The organism is Pseudomonas sp. C32 (assembly GCF_030417915.1).
Classification (GTDB): domain Bacteria; phylum Pseudomonadota; class Gammaproteobacteria; order Pseudomonadales; family Pseudomonadaceae; genus Aquipseudomonas.
The window spans coordinates 92,993-114,640 of the sequence record NZ_JAUHUK010000013.1; the positions used below are offsets into that span (position 1 = coordinate 92,993).

16 protein-coding genes are annotated in these 21,648 nt (G+C 59.7%); 10 read left to right on the plus strand and 6 right to left on the minus strand.

Annotated elements, in window-relative coordinates; translation table 11 throughout:
* The first annotated feature begins 63 nt into the window (after positions 1-63).
* The 9 genes from QYH43_RS16415 to QYH43_RS16455 all read left to right on the plus strand — a co-directional run bounded on the left by QYH43_RS16415 (position 64) and on the right by QYH43_RS16455 (position 9,577).
* The gene (locus QYH43_RS16415; RefSeq protein WP_095057273.1) at positions 64-1,584 is read left to right on the plus strand and encodes an aldehyde dehydrogenase family protein; all 1,521 of its coding nucleotides are present in this window, start codon (positions 64-66) and stop codon (positions 1,582-1,584) included.
* 212 nt (positions 1,585-1,796) lie between these two features.
* Positions 1,797-3,170, plus strand: coding sequence for an ethanolamine permease (gene eat / locus QYH43_RS16420; protein WP_095057274.1), 1,374 nt, complete (start codon positions 1,797-1,799; stop codon positions 3,168-3,170).
* Between the two features lie 184 nt (positions 3,171-3,354).
* The gene (locus QYH43_RS16425; RefSeq protein WP_095057275.1) at positions 3,355-4,749 is read left to right on the plus strand and encodes an ethanolamine ammonia-lyase subunit EutB; all 1,395 of its coding nucleotides are present in this window, start codon (positions 3,355-3,357) and stop codon (positions 4,747-4,749) included.
* 8 nt (positions 4,750-4,757) lie between these two features.
* Entirely contained in the window at positions 4,758-5,582 is an 825-nt protein-coding gene (gene eutC / locus QYH43_RS16430; RefSeq protein ID WP_095057331.1) for an ethanolamine ammonia-lyase subunit EutC, read from the plus strand.
* Positions 5,583-5,695: 113 nt separating this feature from the next.
* Entirely contained in the window at positions 5,696-6,151 is a 456-nt protein-coding gene (locus QYH43_RS16435; protein WP_095057276.1) for an N-acetyltransferase, read from the plus strand.
* 334 nt (positions 6,152-6,485) lie between these two features.
* Positions 6,486-7,142 carry a DedA family protein gene (locus QYH43_RS16440; RefSeq protein ID WP_095057277.1) on the plus strand — a complete coding sequence of 219 codons (657 nt, stop codon included), beginning with the start codon at positions 6,486-6,488 and terminating at the stop codon, positions 7,140-7,142.
* Positions 7,143-7,148: 6 nt separating this feature from the next.
* Positions 7,149-7,961: a zinc-dependent peptidase gene (locus QYH43_RS16445; RefSeq protein ID WP_301157443.1), complete on the plus strand. Its 813-nt coding sequence runs from the start codon at positions 7,149-7,151 to the stop codon at positions 7,959-7,961.
* Between the two features lie 113 nt (positions 7,962-8,074).
* The gene (ppa, locus tag QYH43_RS16450) at positions 8,075-8,602 is read left to right on the plus strand and encodes an inorganic diphosphatase (protein ID WP_008052339.1); all 528 of its coding nucleotides are present in this window, start codon (positions 8,075-8,077) and stop codon (positions 8,600-8,602) included.
* A 228-nt stretch (positions 8,603-8,830) separates the two neighbouring features.
* Positions 8,831-9,577 (plus strand): helix-turn-helix transcriptional regulator, encoded by a 747-nt coding sequence (locus QYH43_RS16455; protein WP_095057279.1) that lies wholly within the window; start codon positions 8,831-8,833, stop codon positions 9,575-9,577.
* 307 nt (positions 9,578-9,884) lie between these two features.
* Here the strand turns inward: QYH43_RS16455 and QYH43_RS16460 are convergent, their stop codons facing one another.
* Positions 9,885-10,814 (minus strand): YhcG family protein, encoded by a 930-nt coding sequence (locus tag QYH43_RS16460; RefSeq protein WP_301157505.1) that lies wholly within the window; start codon positions 10,812-10,814, stop codon positions 9,885-9,887.
* Between the two features lie 322 nt (positions 10,815-11,136).
* On the opposite strand from QYH43_RS16460, the gene QYH43_RS16465 reads away from it, so the two are divergent.
* The gene (locus QYH43_RS16465; protein ID WP_301157445.1) at positions 11,137-12,312 is read left to right on the plus strand and encodes a diguanylate cyclase; all 1,176 of its coding nucleotides are present in this window, start codon (positions 11,137-11,139) and stop codon (positions 12,310-12,312) included.
* On the opposite strand, the gene QYH43_RS16470 is transcribed toward QYH43_RS16465, so the two are convergent.
* Genes QYH43_RS16470 through QYH43_RS16490 form a run of 5 tightly spaced genes read right to left on the minus strand, consistent with a single transcriptional unit; the run spans position 12,299 to position 21,624 of the window.
* The gene (locus QYH43_RS16470) at positions 12,299-13,111 is read right to left on the minus strand and encodes a DUF2135 domain-containing protein (protein WP_301157447.1); all 813 of its coding nucleotides are present in this window, start codon (positions 13,109-13,111) and stop codon (positions 12,299-12,301) included. The two genes, QYH43_RS16465 and QYH43_RS16470, sit on opposite strands and share 14 nt — an antisense overlap.
* A gap of 3 nt (positions 13,112-13,114) precedes the next feature.
* Positions 13,115-14,734 (minus strand): DUF2300 domain-containing protein, encoded by a 1,620-nt coding sequence (locus tag QYH43_RS16475; protein ID WP_301157448.1) that lies wholly within the window; start codon positions 14,732-14,734, stop codon positions 13,115-13,117.
* 1 nt (position 14,735) lies between these two features.
* Positions 14,736-19,295 (minus strand): alpha-2-macroglobulin, encoded by a 4,560-nt coding sequence (locus QYH43_RS16480; RefSeq protein WP_301157450.1) that lies wholly within the window; start codon positions 19,293-19,295, stop codon positions 14,736-14,738.
* Complete coding sequence (locus QYH43_RS16485) at positions 19,292-19,942, minus strand: DUF1175 domain-containing protein (RefSeq protein WP_095057306.1); 651 nt, start codon at positions 19,940-19,942, stop codon at positions 19,292-19,294. Before QYH43_RS16485 ends, QYH43_RS16480 begins: the two co-directional genes overlap by 4 nt.
* Complete coding sequence (locus QYH43_RS16490; protein WP_301157451.1) at positions 19,927-21,624, minus strand: DUF2138 domain-containing protein; 1,698 nt, start codon at positions 21,622-21,624, stop codon at positions 19,927-19,929. Before QYH43_RS16490 ends, QYH43_RS16485 begins: the two co-directional genes overlap by 16 nt.
* Positions 21,625-21,648: the final 24 nt, after the last annotated feature.

Below are 21,648 nucleotides of genomic sequence, written 5' to 3' on the forward strand. Positions count from 1 at the left end.
TACGCTTATATCAAGCGCACATGCGCGCCTCCCTAATAAGCACAAAAGCCAGGAGAAACCACCATGCGTTACGCTCACCCCGGTACTGAAGGCGCTATCGTTTCGTTCAAGAGCAAATACGGTAACTACATCGGCGGCGAGTTCGTCGCGCCTGTCAAAGGTCAGTACTTCACCAACACCTCGCCAGTGAATGGCCAACCGATTGCCGAATTCCCCCGCTCCACGGCCGAAGACATCGACAAAGCCCTGGACGCTGCCCACGCCGCTGCCGATGCCTGGGGCGCCACGTCCGCCCAGGCGCGCTCGCTGGTGCTGCTGAAAATCGCCGACCGCATCGAACAGAACCTGGAACTGCTGGCAATCACCGAATCCTGGGACAACGGCAAAGCCGTTCGCGAAACCCTCAACGCCGACATCCCGCTGGCCGCCGACCATTTCCGCTATTTCGCCGGCTGCATCCGTGCCCAGGAAGGCAGTGCTGCGGAAATCGACGGCAACACCGTGGCCTATCACATCCATGAACCACTGGGCGTGGTCGGGCAGATCATCCCGTGGAACTTCCCGATCCTGATGGCGGCGTGGAAACTTGCCCCAGCCCTCGCCGCGGGTAACTGCGTGGTGCTCAAGCCTGCCGAGCAAACTCCGCTGGGCATCACCGTGCTGATCGAACTGATCGGCGACCTGCTGCCACCCGGCGTACTGAACATCGTGCAAGGTTTCGGCAAAGAAGCCGGCGAAGCCCTGGCGACCAGCAAACGCATCGCCAAGATTGCCTTCACCGGCTCGACCCCGGTCGGCTCGCACATCATGAAATGCGCCGCCGAAAACATCATTCCGTCCACCGTGGAGCTGGGTGGCAAATCGCCGAACATCTTCTTCGAAGACATCATGAAAGCCGAACCGAGCTTCATCGAGAAAGCTGCTGAAGGGCTGGTGCTGGCGTTCTTCAACCAGGGCGAAGTCTGCACCTGCCCGTCCCGTGCACTGGTGCAAGAATCGATCTACGACGAATTCATGCAAGTGGTGATGAAGAAGGTCCTGCAAATCAAGCGTGGCGACCCGCTGGACACCGACACCATGGTCGGCGCCCAGGCGTCCGAGCAGCAATTCGACAAGATCCTTTCGTACCTGGAAATCGCCAAGGGCGAAGGTGCCGAGCTGTTGACCGGCGGCAAGGTGGAAAAACTCGAGGGCAATCTGGCGAGCGGGTATTACATCCAGCCGACGCTGCTCAAGGGCACCAACAAAATGCGTGTGTTCCAGGAAGAAATCTTTGGCCCGGTGGTGAGCATCACCACCTTCAAGGACGAAGCCGAAGCCCTGGCCATCGCCAACGACACCGAGTTCGGCCTGGGTGCCGGTCTCTGGACCCGCGACATCAACCGCGCCTACCGCATGGGCCGCGCCATCAAGGCTGGTCGCGTGTGGACCAACTGCTACCACCTGTACCCGGCGCACGCCGCGTTCGGTGGCTACAAAAAATCCGGCGTCGGCCGTGAAACCCACAAGATGATGCTCGACCACTATCAGCAGACCAAAAACCTGCTGGTGAGCTATGACATCAACCCGCTGGGCTTCTTCTAACCCCTCTTGAAATGAGGTGAGTCCATCGCTGGCAAGCCAGCTCCTACAGATCGCGTAAACCTGTAGGAGCCGGCTTGCCGGCGATGGCGTCCTAAATGACACGACACCAAAGGCTGGCCGCTCTGGCACGGGCCTTGCGTACCCGTCATTCAGGATTTTCACCATCCCGTCGTCCCCGAAAGTCCAAAAGATCGAAAAAAAAGAGAGGACTTATGACTACTTCTTCCACACAGCTCAAACCCACACTCGGCACCTTGCATCTCTGGGGCATTGCCGTCGGCCTGGTGATTTCCGGCGAATACTTCGGCTGGAGTTACGGCTGGGGCACCGCAGGCACATTAGGCTTTCTCGTCACTGCATTAATGGTGGCGACGATGTACACCTGTTTCATCTTCAGCTTCACCGAGCTGACTACCGCGATTCCCCACGCTGGCGGGCCGTTTGCCTACAGCCGGCGGGCTTTTGGCGAGAAAGGTGGATTGATCGCCGGCATCGCCACGTTGATCGAGTTTGTCTTTGCGCCACCGGCCATCGCCATGGCCATCGGCGCCTACCTTAATGTGCAATATCCGGAACTGGACCCGAAGCTCGCCGCAGTGGGCGCCTACTTCATATTCATGACCCTCAACATTCTCGGCGTCAGCATCGCGGCCACCTTTGAATTGGTGGTCACCGTACTGGCCGTCGCCGAGCTGCTGGTGTTCATGGGCGTAGTCGCGCCGGGCTTCAGCTTCAGTAATTTCGTGCTCAATGGCTGGTCAGGTGCCAACGAATTCACGATGGGCTCGATTCCCGGCATGTTCGCCGCCATTCCCTTCGCGATCTGGTTCTTTCTCGCCATTGAAGGCGCAGCCATGGCGGCGGAAGAAGCCAAGGACCCGAAACGCACGATTCCCAGAGCCTACGTCAGCGGCATTTTGACCCTGGTGTTCCTGGCGATCGGAGTAATGATCATGGCGGGCGGCGTCGGTGACTGGCGTCAGCTTTCCAACATCAACGACCCACTGCCCCAGGCAATGAAAGCGGTGGTCGGCAACGATTCGACCTGGATGCACATGCTAGTGTGGATTGGCTTGTTCGGGCTGGTGGCGAGTTTTCACGGCATCATTCTCGGGTATTCGCGGCAGTTCTTTGCCCTGGCTCGCGCCGGTTACCTGCCCCGCGGGCTGGCCAAACTCTCGCGTTTCCAGACCCCGCACCGGGCGATCCTGGCCGGCGGCGTCATCGGTATCGCGGCGATTTACAGCGATGGACTGGTCAACCTGCAAGGCATGACCCTGACGGCGGCAATGATCACCATGTCGGTATTCGGCGCCATCGTGATGTACATAATCAGTATGCTGAGCCTGTTCAAGCTGCGTAAAACCGAACCGAATCTGGAACGCACCTTCCGTGCACCGGGTTATCCGATCGTGCCGGGTATTGCGCTGTTCCTGGCGGTGGTGTGCCTGGTGGCGATGGCGTGGTTCAACACCTTGATCGGTTTGGTCTTCCTCGGATTCATGGTGGCCGGTTACCTGTATTTCCAGCTGACCGCCAGGCAGCGTTCCGAGGCACCGGCAGACGCTATGCTCGAAGGTATCTGATGCACCCGCGTCGGGCCCGCTGCCCGGCGCCTGCATTATTGAAGTGCACGCGGTCCCCTGTAGGAATGAGCTTGCTCGCGATGGAGGTGTGGCACATTTAGCGGGTGCAAGACGGCAATCGCGAGCAGGCCCGCTCCCACAGAAAAGCAGACCGCGTTTAAATTGATCCGGAGGACACCGCCCCATGGCGACATATGCCCATTCCGTCGGCGCCCAGACCTACCGATTCGACAGCCTCAAGGATGTAATGGCCAAGGCCAGCCCGGCACGTTCCGGCGATTTTCTGGCCGGCATCGCGGCGCTCAATGATGGCGAACGAGTCGCCGCGCAGATGACGCTGGCGGACATCCCGCTGAGCCACTTCCTGCAGGACGCGCTGATTCCCTATGAAACCGATGAAGTCACCCGACTCATCATCGACACCCATGACCAACAGGCCTTCGCGGTCGTCAGTCATCTCACTGTCGGAGACTTCCGCGACTGGCTGCTCAGCGACGCCGCCGACGAACAGAGCCTGCGCGCACTCGCCCCCGGCCTGACCCCGGAAATGGCTGCCGCCGTGTCGAAGATCATGCGTGTACAGGACCTGGTCCTGGTGGCGCAAAAAATCCGCGTGGTCACCCACTTTCGCGGCACCCTCGGCCTTCGCGGCCGCCTGTCCACTCGCCTGCAACCCAACCATCCGACCGACGAACCGGCCGGTATCGCCGCGAGCATTCTCGACGGTCTGTTGCACGGTAACGGCGATGCAATGATCGGCATCAACCCGGCCACCGACAGCATCGCCTCAATCTGCGCCATGCTGGAGATGCTCGACGCGATCATCCAGCGCTACGAAATTCCGACTCAGGCCTGCGTGCTGACCCATGTCACCACGTCGATTGAAGCCGTGAATCGTGGCGTGCCACTGGACCTGGTGTTCCAGTCGATCGCCGGGACCGAGGCCGCCAACGCCAGTTTCGGCATCAACCTGAACGTGCTCAAGGAAGGTTACGACGCCGGGTTGAGCCTCAATCGCGGCACACTCGGACAGAACCTGATGTATTTCGAAACCGGCCAGGGCAGCGCCCTGTCGGCCAACGCCCATCACGGGGTCGATCAGCAGACCTGCGAAGCCCGGGCCTATGCGGTGGCGCGGCATTTCAATCCGTTTCTGGTGAACACCGTCGTAGGCTTCATCGGCCCGGAATACCTCTATAACGGCAAACAGATCATCCGCGCCGGTCTCGAGGACCATTTCTGCGGCAAGCTCTTGGGCGTGCCGATGGGCTGCGACATCTGTTACACCAACCACGCCGAGGCCGATCAGGATGACATGGACACCCTGCTGACTCTGCTGGGTGTCGCCGGGATCAACTTCATCATGGGCATCCCAGGCTCCGACGACATCATGCTCAACTACCAGACCACTTCGTTCCACGATGCGCTCTACGCCCGCCAGACGCTGGGGCTCAAGCCTGCGCCGGAGTTCGAGCAGTGGCTGGCGAAAACAGGCATTTTCACCCAGCCGGACGGCAGGGTTCTGTTCGGTAATAATCTGCCACCGGCCTTCCGCCAGGCCCTGGCGCAATTGGGATGAACGTTGACATGGATAAACTACCCTTCGATCCGCACAATCCATGGCTGGAACTGCGCCGGCTGACGCCCGCCCGGATTGCCCTGGGTCGCACCGGCACCAGCATCCCCACCCGCGCTCAACTGGATTTTCAATACGCTCACGCCCAGGCGAGGGACGCGGTGCACTTGCCGTTTGATCATGCGGCGCTCAGCGCGCAACTGGCCGATCGTGGCCGCGAGAGCCTGCTGCTGCAGAGTGCGGCACCTGATCGCAACACTTATCTGCAACGCCCCGATTTGGGGCGAAAACTCAGTGATGCGTCGGCGCAGACCTTGCGTGAATACGCTACGGCCCATCCTGGCGGTGTGGATCTTGTGATCGTGATCGCCGATGGTCTGTCGGCATTGGCCGTCCATCGCCATAGCCTGCCGTTTCTGGCACGTCTCGAGGAGCAGACGTCAGCCGAGGGCTGGTCTGTCGCCCCGGTTATCCTGGTAGAACAGGGCCGCGTGGCCGTCGCCGACGAAATCGGCGAACTGTTGGGCGCGAAAATGACCGTGATACTGATCGGAGAGCGCCCCGGGCTCAGTTCGCCGGACAGCCTTGGCCTGTATTTCACTTACAACCCGAAGGTCGGCCTGACGGATGCGTGGCGCAATTGCATCTCCAATATCCGGCTCGAAGGCCTGAGTTACGGCATGGCGGCACACCGTTTGCTGTACTTGATGCGGGAAGCCTGCCGACGGCAGTTGTCGGGGGTTAACCTGAAGGACGAAGCACAGGTTCACACGCTGGAGTCGGACACAGGCACCGACATGAAAAGCAATTTCCTACTGAATCCTCCGAAGATGTGAACCGTTTCTGCATTGCGTTTGCATTCCGGTTTGAGGCAGGATCGATTCACGGCCGCCAGAGTTTCCCGTCGCCGTCAAAGACGTAAGACAGCCACTTGCAGACGAGACTTATCATGCGGATTATCCAAGCGACCCTCGAACACCTGGACCTGTTGACCCCCTTGTTCGTCCGATATCGCGAGTTTTATGGTTCCCTGCCCTATCCGGACTCGTCTCGGGCATTCCTCGAAAAACGCCTGCGCCGCAAGGAGTCAGTGATTTACCTGGCCTTGTCCGATGACAACAAACTGATGGGTTTCTGTCAGTTGTACCCAAGCTTCTCCTCGCTATCGCTTAAACGCGTATGGATCCTCAACGATATCTACGTTGCAGAAGATGCCCGCCGCCAGTTGGTGGCCGACAACCTGATCCGCACCGCGAAGAAAATGGCCAAGGAAACCAATGCCGTACGCATGCGTGTTTCCACCAGCAGCGACAATGAAGTTGCACAGAAAACCTATGAGTCCATCGGATTCAAGGAAGATACCGAGTTCAAGAACTATATCCTGCCGATCAGCGACGAACTGTAAGTTCGTGCCAGCGGGGCGGGTCTCTGCGCAAAAGAGGCCCGCCCTGTTCGGCTGCCATACAGCCGACAATCCAGCCAATGGAATTTTCCCCTGGCAGCCAACTCCAGATCTTTAGTACGTCGCGTGCAGATGCTTATCGGGAGTTATTAATTGTCACCAGACTTCCGGTCTCCCTATCGACATGCCCCGCTACAATCTCGACGCGCTTTTCACCGTTCGGCCCGTATAATGCCGACCTTTTCCGGCTTGTAAGAAAAACTACACCCGTCTGTAGGCTTTCGCGAAGTCATCCGCACAGGCCATAGCCTCGGCCCGCTTACCACAGGTGCTTTCCATGGATTTCAACCCGATCGATCTCATCCTGCATCTCGACGTGTACCTCGACATGCTCGTGACCAACTACGGGACATGGATCTACGCCATTCTGTTTATGGTGATCTTCTGTGAAACCGGCCTGGTGGTGATGCCCTTCCTGCCTGGCGATTCCTTGCTGTTTATCGCTGGCGCCGTGGCGGCCGGTGGCGGCATGGACCCGGTGCTGCTGGGCGGCCTGCTGATGCTTGCAGCGATTCTGGGTGACAGCACCAATTATGTGATCGGACGAACGGCCGGCGAAAAACTGTTCAGCAACCCGAACTCGAAAATATTCCGCCGCGACTACCTGCAACAAACCCACGACTTCTACGACAAGCACGGGGGCAAGACCGTGACGTTGGCGCGTTTCCTCCCGATCATCCGTACCTTCGCACCATTCGTCGCCGGCGTGGCAAAAATGCCGTACCCACGTTTCTTCGCCTTCAGCATCTTTGGCACCATCCTGTGGGTCGGTGGCCTGGTCACCCTCGGTTACTTCTTCGGCAACGTGCCGTTCATCAAGTCGAACCTTTCGCTGCTGGTGGTCGGCATCATCCTGCTGTCGCTGGTGCCGATGATCATTGGCATTGTGCGCAGCCGCTTCGGCAACGCCGCATCCAAAGCCCACCCGCGCTGATTTTCGATGTGGTCCCTGAGCGCCTGGCGTCGCCAGCGCATCCTGGCCAGGCACCCGATTGCCAATGACGTATGGCAGCGGGTGCGTCAGCACCTGAGGTTTCTCGACGGCATCAGCGCCGCCGAAGACCAATGGTTGCGCGAAGCATGCGTGCTGTTTCTGGAAGACAAACACTTGACCGCCCTGCCCGGCGTGGAACTGCATCAGGAACAGCGCCTGCTGCTCGCCGCCCAGGCGCAATGGCCACTGCTGAACCTTGGCGACTTGAACTGGTATCAGGGTTTCCACGAAATCATCCTGTACCCGGACGACTTCCTCAGCCCCCAGCGCCACCGCGACGCCAGCGGCGTCGAGCACGAATGGGACGGCGAGCACAGCGGTGAAGCCTGGCAGCAGGGCCCGGTGATCCTGGCATGGCCCGGCGTAATGGCCAGCGGTGGTTGGGAAGGTTACAACCTGGTGATCCACGAACTGGCGCACAAACTCGACATGCTCAACGGCGACGCCAATGGTCTGCCACCGCTGCACGCCGACATGCGTGTCAGTGACTGGGCCGAAATCATGCAGGCGGCCTACGATGACCTCGACCGCCAACTGGATCGCAATCCGGTCGCCGAGACCGCCATCGATCCTTACGCCGCGGAAAATCCGGCCGAGTTCTTTGCCGTGACCAGCGAATACTTCTTCAGTGCCCCGGACTTGCTGCATGAGGCTTATCCACAGGTCTATGAGCAGTTGAAGCTTTTCTACCGCCAGGACCCGCTCGGTAGATTGAAGCAACTTCATTCGCATGATCCGGTCTATCAGGCACACGACTAAGGTCTACACGACCTCTGGTACGTGGCGTCGCCGTAGGAATATGCCTATAATCGCCGCCACTTTTTGGTCAATCCGGCCAAGTGTTTTTGGTCAACTAACGGGGGCAACGCCCAATGAGCTACAGCAAGATTCCGGCTGGCAAAGACCTGCCGAACGACATCTACGTCGCGATCGAGATCCCGGCCAACCACGCGCCGATCAAGTACGAAATCGACAAAGACAGCGATTGCCTGTTCGTTGACCGTTTCATGGCCACCCCAATGTTCTACCCGGCCAACTACGGTTACATCCCGAACACCCTGGCTGACGACGGTGACCCCCTCGACGTGCTGGTCGTAACCCCTTACCCGGTTGCTCCAGGTTCGGTGATCCGCGCCCGTCCGGTCGGCATCCTGAACATGACCGACGACGGCGGCGGCGATGCCAAAGTTATCGCTGTTCCACACGACAAGCTGTCCCAGCTGTACGTCGACGTGAAGGAATACACCGACCTGCCACCCCTGCTGATCCAGCAGATCGAGCACTTCTTCGCGAACTACAAAGATCTCGAAAAAGGCAAATGGGTGAAAATCGAAGGCTGGGCCGGCGCAGATGCCGCCCGCGACGCGATCACCAAGTCGGTTGCAGCCTACAAAGGCTAAGAGCAGCTGACGCTATTAGCGTCCAGCGGCAAGAAAAACCCCGGGTGATCCGGGGTTTTTTGTGGGTGCTGGAAAAGCACTTTAAACACTTCGTGTAACGACAAATCGAGAAGGTTTGTTTTTGTTTAAATTTCCTCAAAGACGTCTTACATCCCGTCGTAAATTTCCCTCGAATTTTGAACGAGTCGTTTATTCAAACCCCCACCCGCCGCCAGTAGACTCGTGTTTATGAAAAAGAACACTAGCGGCCCTCGCTTTAAAGCGCTGCTCAAGGCAGCGAACATCACCACCACGGGATTTGCCGAATTCCTGGATACCGCACCGCAGCGAGTCCATAACTGGTACTTTCGCGGCGTGCCTGCCCACTACATGGAAGAAGTCGCCAGAAAACTGTCCGTCAACAGCGAATGGCTGAGAACCGGTGAAGGCCCGAAAGACGCCAAACACCTGCGCCTGCTCGACGAGTCAGGTAACACCTTCGACGCCCAGGCCATCCGCGGCGTCTACACGGTGCTCGAACCCGTCGATGTCGAACTGCGCTTCTTCAAGGAAGTGGTAACGGCGCCTGGCTCCGGCAAAACCCACGTTGTCGAAGATAGCGAAAACCTGATTCGCCTGCCCCGCAGCCATCTCGACTCGCTGGAAATCAATCACGCCGACGCCATCTGTGCCCTCATGAGCGGCAACAGCATGGCCGAGAGAATCGAAGACGGTTCAACCCTGGCGATCGACCGCGGGCTGACCAAGATCATCGATGGTGAAATCTACGCCATCGAACATGACGGCATGCTGCGCATCAAATACCTGCACCGACTGCCGGGTAATTCGCTGCGCTTACGCAGCCACAACCGTGACGAATACCCGGATGAAATCTTCAGGGCGGCACAAATCGAAGAACAAAACATCAGAGTATTGGGATGGGTTTTCTGGTGGTCCACATTGAACAAACGCCGGCCACCGGTACCGTTTCTCTAAGCCGACAGAACACAGCCCTCGGTCATCAGCCCAAATGGCCGAACGGCTCTGAATGGCACTTCCTGCTGGGAATTTTCGCCAAACTTGCGTATGCTCCGCCCCACATTTGCGCATCGACCCGCCTCGCGGTTCAGATCGCCCCGGCCCGGCAGATGATTTTCTCGCCAGGTCCCACAGCCGGACGCAAGATCCGGGTGTACGTTTTGAAGGCTGGCGCGGTTTACCAAAAATGATCCAAGCCAGTCCCCGAGAAGCCGGCCACAAGCCGGCTTTTTAATGCCTTCAGAAAAGTGATCAACGACAAAAATCACTCCACTCCGTCAGTATTCAGCGCATAAAATTCCTGCAGCTTGGCTTGCAACAGCTTCTTGTCCGGCAATTGAGTGTGGTACTCCGCGATCAAGGCAGGCGACATTGAGCGGTTCAGGGAGTACTCGACGATTTCGTCCTCTTTGCTCGCGCACAACAATACGCCGAGCGCCGGGTTTTCGTGCGGCTTGCGGACATTGCGGTCCAACGCTTCGAGGTAGAAGTCCATCTTCCCCAGGTATTCCGGCTCAAAGCGCCCAACCTTGAGCTCGATCGCCACCAGGCAGTTCAGCCCACGGTGGAAAAACAACAGATCCAGCGCAAAGTCACGCCCGCCTACCTGCAACGGATATTGAGAGCCCACAAAGCAGAAGTCTCTGCCCAGCTCGATCAGAAAATCCCTGAGTTTGTGCAGCAGACCTCCATGCAGGTCTGTCTCCGCATGACCACGTTCCAGTGCCAGAAACTCGACCACATAGGCATCCTTGAACACGTCCAGGGCCTGAGGATGAATTTGTCGCAGCGGTGCTGACACTTTTGCCGGGCTGATCACTGAACGTTCAAACAGAGCCGCCTTGAACTGCCGCTCCAGTTCGCGGCTCGACCACTTTTCCTGGATTGCCATGCGCAGGTAAAACTCACGTTCTTCCGGGCGTTTGCTCTGGTTGAGAATGATCAGATTTTGGGTCCAGGGTAATTGTCGCAGCAGTGCTGCGACTTTTGCGTCATGCCTATAAGCCTCGTAAAACTTGCGCATGCGAAAAAGATTCGCACGGGTGAACCCGCGTAATCCGGGCTGCGTATTGGACAGGTGTGTAGCCAACTGGGCGACGACTCCATCACCCCACTCTGCTGCTTCAATTTTGCGACTGATGTAGGCCCCGACTTGCCAGTGCAGTTCAATCAGCTCGGTGTTGACCGCCTGCATGGCGCGATGTCTTGCGGTCACGATCAGTAGGGTAATTTCGCTGAACGCTGAATCGAGAGAGGTATTGCAGGAAAGATCATTCACGTCAGGGCATTTCCATATCAGTGGGAGGGCCCTTTCAATTACTCCTGATAACGGCGCATGAACATTCACAATGTATGTCTGCATGAAACAATGCTACTGACCCATCATCGCGCCCAGAGAACACTTGCCAAGCCAAATGGGGCAAGGCTAAATCCACCCCGTTCAAAGACCGCTACCTTTACCCGGAAAAAGCTCTGCCGGTCGGATTTCGCTTTCAAGCTCAACGGGAACCTTCGCAATGGATCTGCACATCCCGACCCTGCTGGTAGTCTCGGTCTTCGTTTTCATTCTGATGGGTTTGTTGACCTGTCATGCCTGGTGTCGTGAAACCCGTGAGCGGCCTTTGGCCTATCTGGGGGCAATGATGCTGCTGGCCGCTGTTGGTGTGGTGCTGGTCAGTTGGCGGGGTTGTGGGGTCGATATTGTCCCGCTCGTTTTCGGCAACGTGGCCCTGTTGCTGAGTGCCGCAATGAACTGGACTGCCATGCGCGTGTTTGTCGGGCGTGCACCGTCGCAGGCAGGAATCTTCGCTGGAGCAGGCACCTGGCTGATCCTGTGCCTCATTCCCGCGTTCTATGACGCGATGCCCGTGCGAGTCGTGGCGTATTCACTGCTGGCGGCCGGTTACGGCGTGCTCACGGCAGCGGAGTTCTGGCGCAGCCGGAAAAAGCTTGAAGTCGCGTACATGCCGGCGCTGGTGCTGACGCTGTTGCACACGGCTTTCTATATCGTTCGCAGCGTGATCGATAAGAGCCTGCCTCTGGATCAGGCTCTGTCAGGCATCGGCGATGGCGTACGTTTTTTCTCCTTCATGCTGTTCGAATCCATGCTGTATGTCATCGGGATCGCTTACGTGACGCTGGCCATGGTCAAGGAGCGCGCCGAACTGAAGTTCAAGGCTGCCGCGTTTTGTGATCCGCTGACCGGGATCGGCAACCGGCGCGCCTTCATGTCCCACGGCGAACGCTTGTTGGCCCACTGCAAGCGCCAGGAAAAATCCGCAGCGTTACTGCTGTGCGACCTTGATCACTTCAAGCGTCTGAATGACAGCTTCGGCCATCCGATGGGGGATCAGGCGCTGATCGCATTCAGTCGAATTCTGACAAGTCATCTGCGCACTCACGATGTGTTCGGTCGTATCGGTGGAGAAGAGTTTGCCTGCCTGCTCCAGGAGGCCGATGAGCAGGAGGCGGTTCTGGTGGCCGAACGTATCCGCCAAGCATTTTCTCAGCTGTCGATGCTGGAGCCGGGGATGCTCAGTGTCAGTATCGGCGTCGTCACCACTCGCGAATCGGGCTACGACCTTTCGAGCCTGCTTTCACAGGCAGATGAAGCCCTGTATGGCGCCAAGCATCACGGGCGTAATCGTGTGCAAACGCTGCGCAAGTTGTACCTCAACCTCACGGATAGCTGAACGACTTCACCAGCGTCAGTTCGCCCACCGCCCGCATCGGCACCAAAAATGTCTCCATTTTCTCGCTCGGTGTGCCTTCCTCGGTAATCACCGTCACCTGCGCCGTGGTCAGCGGTTGCACCGCATCCGCTTGCCCTTCTTCATCGCTGCGATACCCGCCTCCGAAGTAGTTCACATACACCAGATACTGCCCCTTGATCGGCGCGGGCATGGCGAAGATTTCCGGACCGTAGCCGGTGGTAACGTCGACATCGAGTGCCGCTCCGTTGGCGACGACACGCTCGCCGTACCAGATGTGGGCGCCGTCGGGGGTAATCAGGTGCAGATCCAGGTCGGTGCCGTCGCTGTCCCACGCCAGCAATACGCGGAGTTTGGCCGGGGTGGCGCCGCCGCTGCTGTTGAGGAACTGCGTGCGGTGCCGTTGTTGGCCGTCGGGGCTGCGGACCTCGACGCTGTTGCTGCCGTTGGGGAATGAGAATGGTCGGTCGAAGCGGCCGGCGGGATCGATTTTCAGGGGCATGCTGACGCCGTTGACGATCAAACGACCGGGCTCTGTGGATTTGGGTGTGGCTTTGATCTGGCCGCTGATGCGTGCGGTCTTGGCCTGACCCGCCGGGGTGTTCACCGACGAGGCCGGGTAGTTGACGGTCTGACGAAAACTTTCGCCTTCACCGTCAGGGGCACCACTGCGCCAGCCGCCGACGGGCGTGTCGAGTTTGACGCTGTCTGCTGCCGAAGCCCATGGCAACGCCGTCAGGGACAGAAGAAACAGCATGAGCTGTGGATAACGGAATTTCATGGACTATTCCAGCAAGAGGTGGCGGGCGAGCCCTTCGATGTAGGTTTCATCCTGGCCGTTGGGATGCGCTTCGAAGGCCAGGTGCAGGTATTCGTGGGTCAGGTCGAGTCGGTCTTGCAGCGACAGCACGCCGCGCACATAAATGCGCTGGCGTTCGCGGTCAACGTAGGGCCGGCCGAACGCCAGGCGGCACACGGCGAAGCTGCTGACTTCGTTGTAGCCGGTTTCGCTTTCCAGGCGCGGGCGCCAGGTGCGGCGCTGCGTTTTCAGCCAGTCTTGGGCGGCGGGCAGCGCTTCGCAGGAAGCGACCGGATTGTCCCAGCGGCTGAGGCTGGCGCGTGGGTAAGCGTGGAGCAGGATCGCGTCGTAACGTTGGCCGGCGCTGGCTTGCTCGACGGCTCGCTGCCAGGACAGTTTGTCCGGACCTGGTTGATCGGAATGGTAGGTGACGGTGCTGCCCGCCAGCACCAGGTCGCTGGTCCACGCGGCGATGTTGCGCGACTCGGCGCTGGCCGGACGCGGTGCAACGCGCTGACGGCTGCTGCTGTCGTCGATACTCAGGCAATCGCCATGACGCGTGGCGTTTTGCAGCAGGTATGTGCGGATGGCCACGGCCAGGGCTTTGGCGGCTTCAACCGGTTCGGCGCTGGCTTCACGTTGCAGAACCCGGGCGACGTATTCTTCGCGATCCACACGGGCCACGAGCTTGTCATTCAGCAGAAAAAGTTCGCCGTCGCTGTGAATATCCAGCGCGTTACCGTTCATGAACTCGACACGATTAGCGCCCCGCAAGACGCCAGCGGCTACCACGCTTTCGCCCGACAACACGCGCCGCAGCGGGTATCGCGAAAACAGCCCGACTTCAACACAACGGCCCGCATCGGCCGGCCATTCAACCGGAATGACCGACGCCAACGCCGGCGCATAGTCACGCAAAACCCGCTGGCTGGTCCCGCGCCCACCGGCCCAGATCGGCTCTGCGTCTGCCGTCCAGCCGGCAAACCCGCCCTGACGTGATGCGGCATCCTGATCCCCCAACCAGCTCCAGGTTTTCACCCGCAAGCGGCTGCCGAGTTCGCCTGCGACATTGCCATCCGCCGCATTCAGTACCACATCGAGCAACACACGCCGGGCCTGATCCTGTGCCGGCATGACCGCCAGCACCTTCAACAGCGCCGCCACCGAAACCCGCGTGGCCGGTTGCAGCGAAGGTAAATCGAGTAGCCATTCCGGTGCTTGCCGCGCCTGCCAATACACCCGCCAATCGGCGTCCTTGATGCCCAACCGCGCCGGATCGAAATACAAACCACAGGATTTCACCAGCGCCTGATCACGTTCAATCTTGCCGCCCGGCGTGCAGCAATAAACTTCTTCCTTCGTCTGCCCACGACATTCATAAGCCGGTTCTCGTGCGCCGGTATCCACCAGCCAGGTATAGACAAACAACTTCCACACACTGCCCAGCGGCGTCTGCAAATCTGCGGACAACGGCTCGCGAGAGATCGCTTGAGAACGATTCAACGACAACAATTCGCCCTTGAATGCCACGCGCAGCGGTTCGTCCTGCGCCATTGCCAGCGCAGGAATCAAACACAGCAGCCACCCGAGCAGAGGCCGCCACACGTCAGTGAACCGTGACCTGACCGAGGGCCGGTTTCTGTTCCCGGGCCTGATGTTGCGGCGCATAGACCTGAGTGAAACGCACCGGCGGCAGGTTGAACTGGCCTTTTTGCGAGAAGCGCACCAAATGCCGCAGACGCAGTTCACCGCTCAAGGCATCGAGCGGAATGGCGTAGGCCATTTGCCCCGGCTCGAAACGCGCCTTTTCCAGCGCGCTCGGTTCGGTGCCGGCCTTGCCCATGAGCTTGATGCCCCAGGTCGTACGTTCAACATCTGCGCCCGGTGGCAACGGCACTTCGAGTATGCCGTAGCGCAGCGGTTTGGCGGCTTTGCTGGTGACAATCACTTCGTCCAGATACAGGCTGTCGCTGGACAGCGGCGCGCTGCCGACCGCTTCCAGTTTGAAGGTGAATGCTTCATCTCCCGGCACCAGACGCGACAGACGACGGGTGATGGTGACCGCCATCGGATCGACCACCGCTTGTTGGCTTTGGAAGCTCAACGCGGCACGCAGCGGACGCTCTTGCACCCCGGTCAGTGACAACACGGCTGGCACCGGCGCAGCCCCCTGCCACGTCCAATACATTTCACCGGAAGCGCCATGCTGCTTCTTCCAGCCGTCACCCGGCGCGAGTGCGATCGTAGGCGACGCCTGTTCGATACTGCGTTGCAGCCAGGTAAGCGCCAGCGCACGTTCCAAAGTTGATTGCTGCGGCAACAGGCGTTGCAACAATGCTTGAGCATGAGCCTGATCGAACGGTTGCAGCGACAGGCTCAGCGCTTCGGCAAACGGTTGGGAACTGACCGCCAATCGTTGCTGCGCATCGGCCAGTTGCCGGTTGAAAGTCTCTGGCAGAGCGACCTTGGATTGTTTGGCCAAGGAGGCCGTCAGCGCGCGTGCGGCGGCCAGACCGAGAGCCGAGTCCGGATCGCTCATGACGAGGCTGTCTTCGCCATCCTCCATCAGGTTCGCGGCAGTGCCCTCACCCGCTTTCGACAGATCTTCCATCAAACCGCTGAGCAGCGTATTGACCGGCAATTGCATCTGTTTGGCGAATGAAAGAATCAGCGCACGCTGCAACAACGGCGTGTTCTTCGCCTGTTTCGCGTACACCTCCAACACACGCTGCCAATGCTCCGGCGGCAGGCTCAGCTCCAACACCTGGCTGGCGTGCCAGTCGGCGTAATACGCGTAAGCGGTGAGGAACGCATCCGGCTCGCCGTCCATGCCCCACCAGGTGAACGCGGCCGACGGACCGGCCATTTGCACCAGACGCAATCGGCTGTTCTGCATGATCAGGCGCAAGCGATCGCGGACCTGAGGATTGGCTGCCAAGGTCGGGTAAGCGATGCTCAGCGGCAACAGGCGACTGGCCGTTTGCTCGACGCCGCCGTAGGGATAACTCAGCAGATCATCCAGCGCCGAGCGGAACAGCGCTTGCGGGCTGTCGTCCAGCCGCAGGCGGATGTCCGTTGCATCGGCCGGCAAGGTCAACGGTGTATCGCCGGTGGCGACGTCCAGGTTTTGGCTTTGCGTGACCTGCCAGCCTTCACCGGTCGCCGTCAGTTGCACGGCCAAGGCATCCGCGGGTTTGCCGTCCAGCAGCAACTCGGCGGTCCACTCACCGCTGGCCAGCGGGAATGCCGGCAAGGCGATGTAATTGATGCCGCTATTGAGCGTGACGGGCAGGCGCTGTTCCGTGCCCGCGTAACGGGTCACCAGTTCGGCCTTGACCGGTTTTTCGGCCTGACTGAACGCGAATACACCGAGGTCCGGTTTGTCACCGCTGCGGAATCGGGTCGGGCCGCTCCACTTCAGGTACAGCGGTTTTTCCGAGCGCACGAATTGTTTCTTCTGCCCGACCTGTCCGTCATCGGCGATGGCCCGCGCCGTGATGCGCCAGCGGGTCAGCGAGTCAGGCATCTTGAAGGTGAAACGGGTTTTGCCATTGGCATCGGTCAGCAACTCCGGTTGCCACGCAGCGGTGTCGACGTCTTCGCGACGCGGCCGCTCCAGCACTTTCACCCCGCGCTCGCTGCGATTGGCTTTACCCGGCGCACCGGGGCTGCCCGGTAATGCCACGTCGTAACTGATGAACGACAGGCTGGCGCTGGTGCGCACGTTGTTGCGTCGAGGATGGTAGAAAAACTGGTCGATGGTCGGCGCCACTTCCGGTTGCAGCGCGTAGACCATTTCGTCGACCACGCTGACGGTCAGATGCGCCGGAATCGGTTTGCCGGCGAACAGTGTGGTCAGGTCCACCGAGACCGTTTCGCCCGGCTGATAGGTCTCTTTATCCGTCGCGATGGCCACGTCGATCTGCGGCGTAATCACATTGATGCCGGCGTTCTGGAAGCTGTACTGACCGCCCTTGGTGTAGAGCACCGAGAACGTCAGGTTCGGCGCAAAACCGGCCCGCACGGGAATGCGTGCGCGGTATTGGGTGTCACTGAGCTTTTCCATCTTCAGCCAGTCCCCGCCCTTGGACAGCAGAGCGGTAGCCTCGACCTTGTCGCGCTCCAGCGACAGCAGCGCATCACTGATCGGCTCGGGAAATGTGATCAGCGCCAGCGCTTCATCGCCGGCCTTGTATTCGGGTTTGTCGAGGACGATTTCCACGGTGCCGGGGACCGCTTTGACACCTTCACCCGTGACCGAATGCCCGGTCGCGCCGAGCGTGCGGCCATGGTCATCGCGCAGTGTCAGGTTGTAAGTGCCGGGACGCTCGAAGGCCAGCGTGAAGCCTTTGTCGGTTGCCGCCAGTTTGCCTTCGCCCGTGCTCTGATCTTCCAGGCGGACCCAACCGTAACTGCTTGGTGTAATCGCTTGCGCCTGCTCACCTTCGCGGGCGTAGCTGAACCCAACCTTGTCGCCCACCGCGCTGAACCGTTGCGGCGCGCTCAAACGGAAATTCGCCGCACCGCGATCGATGAGGATTTCCTTGGTGGTCTTGACCCGATACGCCGCACCATCACTGGCGAAAACAGTGAGCATGTAGCGGCTCGGTTTCTCGGCCGCCGGCAGATCGAGCGTCGCGTTGCCTTTGGCGTCGGTGGTCAGTTCCGTGCTGGTCAACTCCACCGGGAATTGCCCGAGGTATTGCAGTTCGTTGTCGACCATCGACAGTTGCTGGGCGCGCAGGCTCAGGCTCAATTTGGCATTGGCCACCGGTTTGCCGTCCGGGTACAACAGCAGCAGATTGCCCTTGACCGGCTCGCCGGTGCGGTAATCCGGCTTGGCCAGGTTCAGGGAAACCTCGAAGTGCGGCTTGATGTATTCGGCCACACGGAACGCACTGCTGTAGACCTGATCCTTGTAGCTGAAACGCAACTCGTAGCCACCGGCCACGGCGTTGTCCGGCAACTGAAAGCGACCCTGGGTGCCAGCCTTGGAATCCAGTTTCAGGTCGAGAGACTGCAGTGCCGTACCCGTCGCATCCAGCACGGTCACGTTGACGTCGGCAGCGGTGGGCTGCACCGAATCCCGAGCATTCTTGAACTCGCGCCCGACGATTTTCAGCGACACCCAATCCCCCGGCCGGTACAGCGGCCGGTCGGTGAAGGCATAGAGTTTGGTGTCGTAGATTTCACTGTCGTAGTAGAAGTTTTCCGAGACGAACACCCCACCCTCTTCGTCCTCACCAATCACGAACGAGCGCTCGGGGCTGACGTGTTTCAGGCGCAGCAAACCGTCGGCATCGGTGGCACCGCTGCTCATCACGCCGAGGCCATCGGTCCACAACACATTGACCTTGGGCACCGAGCTGCCTTCGTGTTTGCGCGCCGCCCACACCAGCAATTCGTCACCGGCTATTTTGCTTACCGCCACGGTGTTTGAGACGAAGACCATGGTGGTCGCGCGGTACTTGCCGATCAGCGCTTCCACCAGATACAGACCCGGTTTCAGGTTGCCCAACGGGATATAAACGTTGCCCGGTGCAACACTGACAAACTCACTGGAAGACCCCGCCAGGTTTACCCCCGCTGGCGGCTGAATCGGCTTGGCTTGCCACAGCGGATAACGGAACTGGCTGACCACCGGCAAACCCGGAATCAGTGCAAATTGCGGCTGCGCGTCGTAGGGCGTTGGCGCGACCATGGCGTTGCCCATCTTCAGTTCCGGCACTTCCTCGGTGACCTGTTGACGCGACTCGTAGGAAAACGCCCGCTGCATCACCCGACGGGATTTGCGGTACCAGTTGTCCCACAAGTACGCCAGCGTGCTGGACAACCCTTCACCCTTGAACTGGCCGTCACTGACCACGCGGTGCAGGTTCTTTTGGCGCTTGAGGAAATCCAGCGGCTTGTCGATGCGATACACCCGAATGTCGGCGCCACCGTACGGTTCCATGCGATAACGCCGGTAGTCACGACCCGGCGCCTCGAGGCGCACCATCGCCTGTTCATCGCTGGCGAAACTGCTGTCGGCCAGCAGGAAAAAACTTTCGCCCGCCACCGGCGTGAAGCCGCTTGGCTCGACGGTGTCTTCGGCATTGACCGCCGAGAACGGCAGTATCAACACCAACAGCAGAGACAGAAAACGCAGCATGCGGGCACCGGTCATTGGGAGAGAAAATTCAGTCGATAGACGCCGATGAAGTTGGGGTTGGCTGCATCGGGTATCCATCGCGTGTCCTTCCATGTCATGAGTTGCTGCAGGCTTGCCGAACGCATGCCGTTGTCGGTGGGGGTGGTGGAGCCGGTGTGATAGGCGATGTAGCGGCCCATCCAGATCATCAGGTGCTGATCGTCGCCCTGATCGAAAAACATCAGGTCGCCAGGACGAGCTTGAGACACATCGCGACTGACCAGATGACTGTTGAACTGAATCAGTTTGATCGCGTTGACATACGGCCCGACCTTGCCGCCGCCCTGCTGCCATTGCTGGGCGAGACGGCGCTGGGCATCGCTCAGCTGCAGTTCCGGCGGCAGGTAGCGATTGGACAGGCCATTGCTGCGCAGCCATTTGTCGTCATGGATTTTCAGCGCTTCATTGGCGGCAAACCGCACCAGCCCGGCGCAGTCCTGTTGATACCAGCGCGGGCTCGGGCCCTGGCTCAATTGCTCCTGGGCGATGCGCACAAACCAGGCGCGGAAGACCTGGGATTGCTGCGGGTCGAGCGCGGGCGCTTCGATGGCCCGGGCGCCCGCACTCAGCAGCAAAGCGAGTAAACCAAGGCTGCGGATCAGTGCGCTCACAGGGCTTTCCATTCCAGCGGCAGCCATTGCCAATGGCCGTCGGGCTCACTGCCTTCGGGCAAGGTCAGCGCATATTTGCCGTAACCGCCGAGCTTGCGCAGTTTCGGAATCAGGTAGGTTTGCGCGGCGTTGAAGAACACCGGTTCCATGTCCTGGGGCAGGCTGTCGAGGGTTTCCTGCTGCATCAGTTGCGCCATGGATTCCGGGCCGAAGTACACCGGCATCAGCAGGTCTTTGGGCACCACATCGGCCATCGGCGGGAAGCGTTTGTCGAGGGTACCGAGGGCCTTGTCGACGAGTTTGTCGTCGAGGGAAAACAGCAGCGTCGAACCGTGCCGCGCCAGGCTTACACGCATGAACGCCTTGCCGCTGATCGCCTCCGGATTCTCGGCGTCCTTGGCTTTGTAGGGGCCAAAACTGGAACTGACTTGCCGCTGCCACTGATGGCTCTGCGCTTCCTGTTTTTCCACAACCGGGAACACGTGCTCGTCGACGTTGCTTTCATAGGCGCCGACCATCGAACCAAACAACTGGCCCAGATCGCCATCGAGTTTTTCGCCATCCTCATCATTCAGGCTGGCCACCAGCAACGGCGTGTACAGCCGCGAATCGGCGTACCAGCACAGGCCCGCCGCGCCGGCCATCTGTTCGGTCAACGCTTTGGCCACGCGGTCTTCGGCACCGAGTTTCACCAGTAGCGGTTTCTGCTGTTCCGCCGCCAGCGGCAGCGCTACGCAAGCGCTGGCGCCCATGGGCATGGCTTGCCAGATCGGCTTGAAATCGAAGTCGGGTTGATTGTCCAGCTCGTCCATGGCCAGAAAGCTGTGCCAGCCCTTGTCGTCCATGTCGAAACGCAGGCCGGCGAAATTTGGAATGAAACGCTGATACCCCATGGCCAACACACTGGCATTGACCGACAGGCGTTGTTTCACGTCCGGCGCGCGGGGTGGCAGGCCGAAGGCTTCGGGGAACAGTTTTTCGCCGTTGAGCAACGCGGCAAGTGCGGTAGTCGAGACACCGCCTGGTTCCGCGACGGCACCGCCTTGAGGGTCGTAGAGTTTCGCCGGATTGGACAACACCACCAGTTTGTCGCCATGGGAAGCGAACAGCAGCGCCTTGCTGGCGTTGTAGTTGAGTTGATAGAGCGCCACATCGTCGGCACCGACTTTCACATCTGCGATTTTGCTCAGCTGCGAATCATCCAGCGCCACTTTCGCCAGCGGTTCCAGCACCTTGGCCAGGCCGCCACGATCCATCACCAGCAGGAAATCCTTGAGCCGGCCATCCACTCCGCGCCACAACGCCACATCTGCCGGTTGATCGAACAGTTGCTCGATCAGCGTGTCCTGAAACTTCAGGTCATGCTCGTAAATGATCCGCCGCAAGCTGCCGATCAACCCGAGGCGATCGGCGTGGGTTTCGTAGTAGAAAACAAAATCCTCAGTCAGGGTTTCCTTGAGGAACGGCACGGCCAGCAGGTCCTTGGGCAACTGGCTCAAGGAATGGGTTTCGAGCAAACCGTCGGGGCGGCTCATGCCGAGTTTTTCCGCCGCCAGTTGCGGTGCCGGGGCTTTGTTTTTTTGCATCAGCCAGCCCATGCCGGCGACCACGCCCGCGACCAGGCACAGCCCGACGACAATGGCTGGCCAACGGCGGGACGGTTTGGCGGCCGGCGTTGCAGTGTTTTCGCTCATATTCACAAAACCCAGTTCATCCGT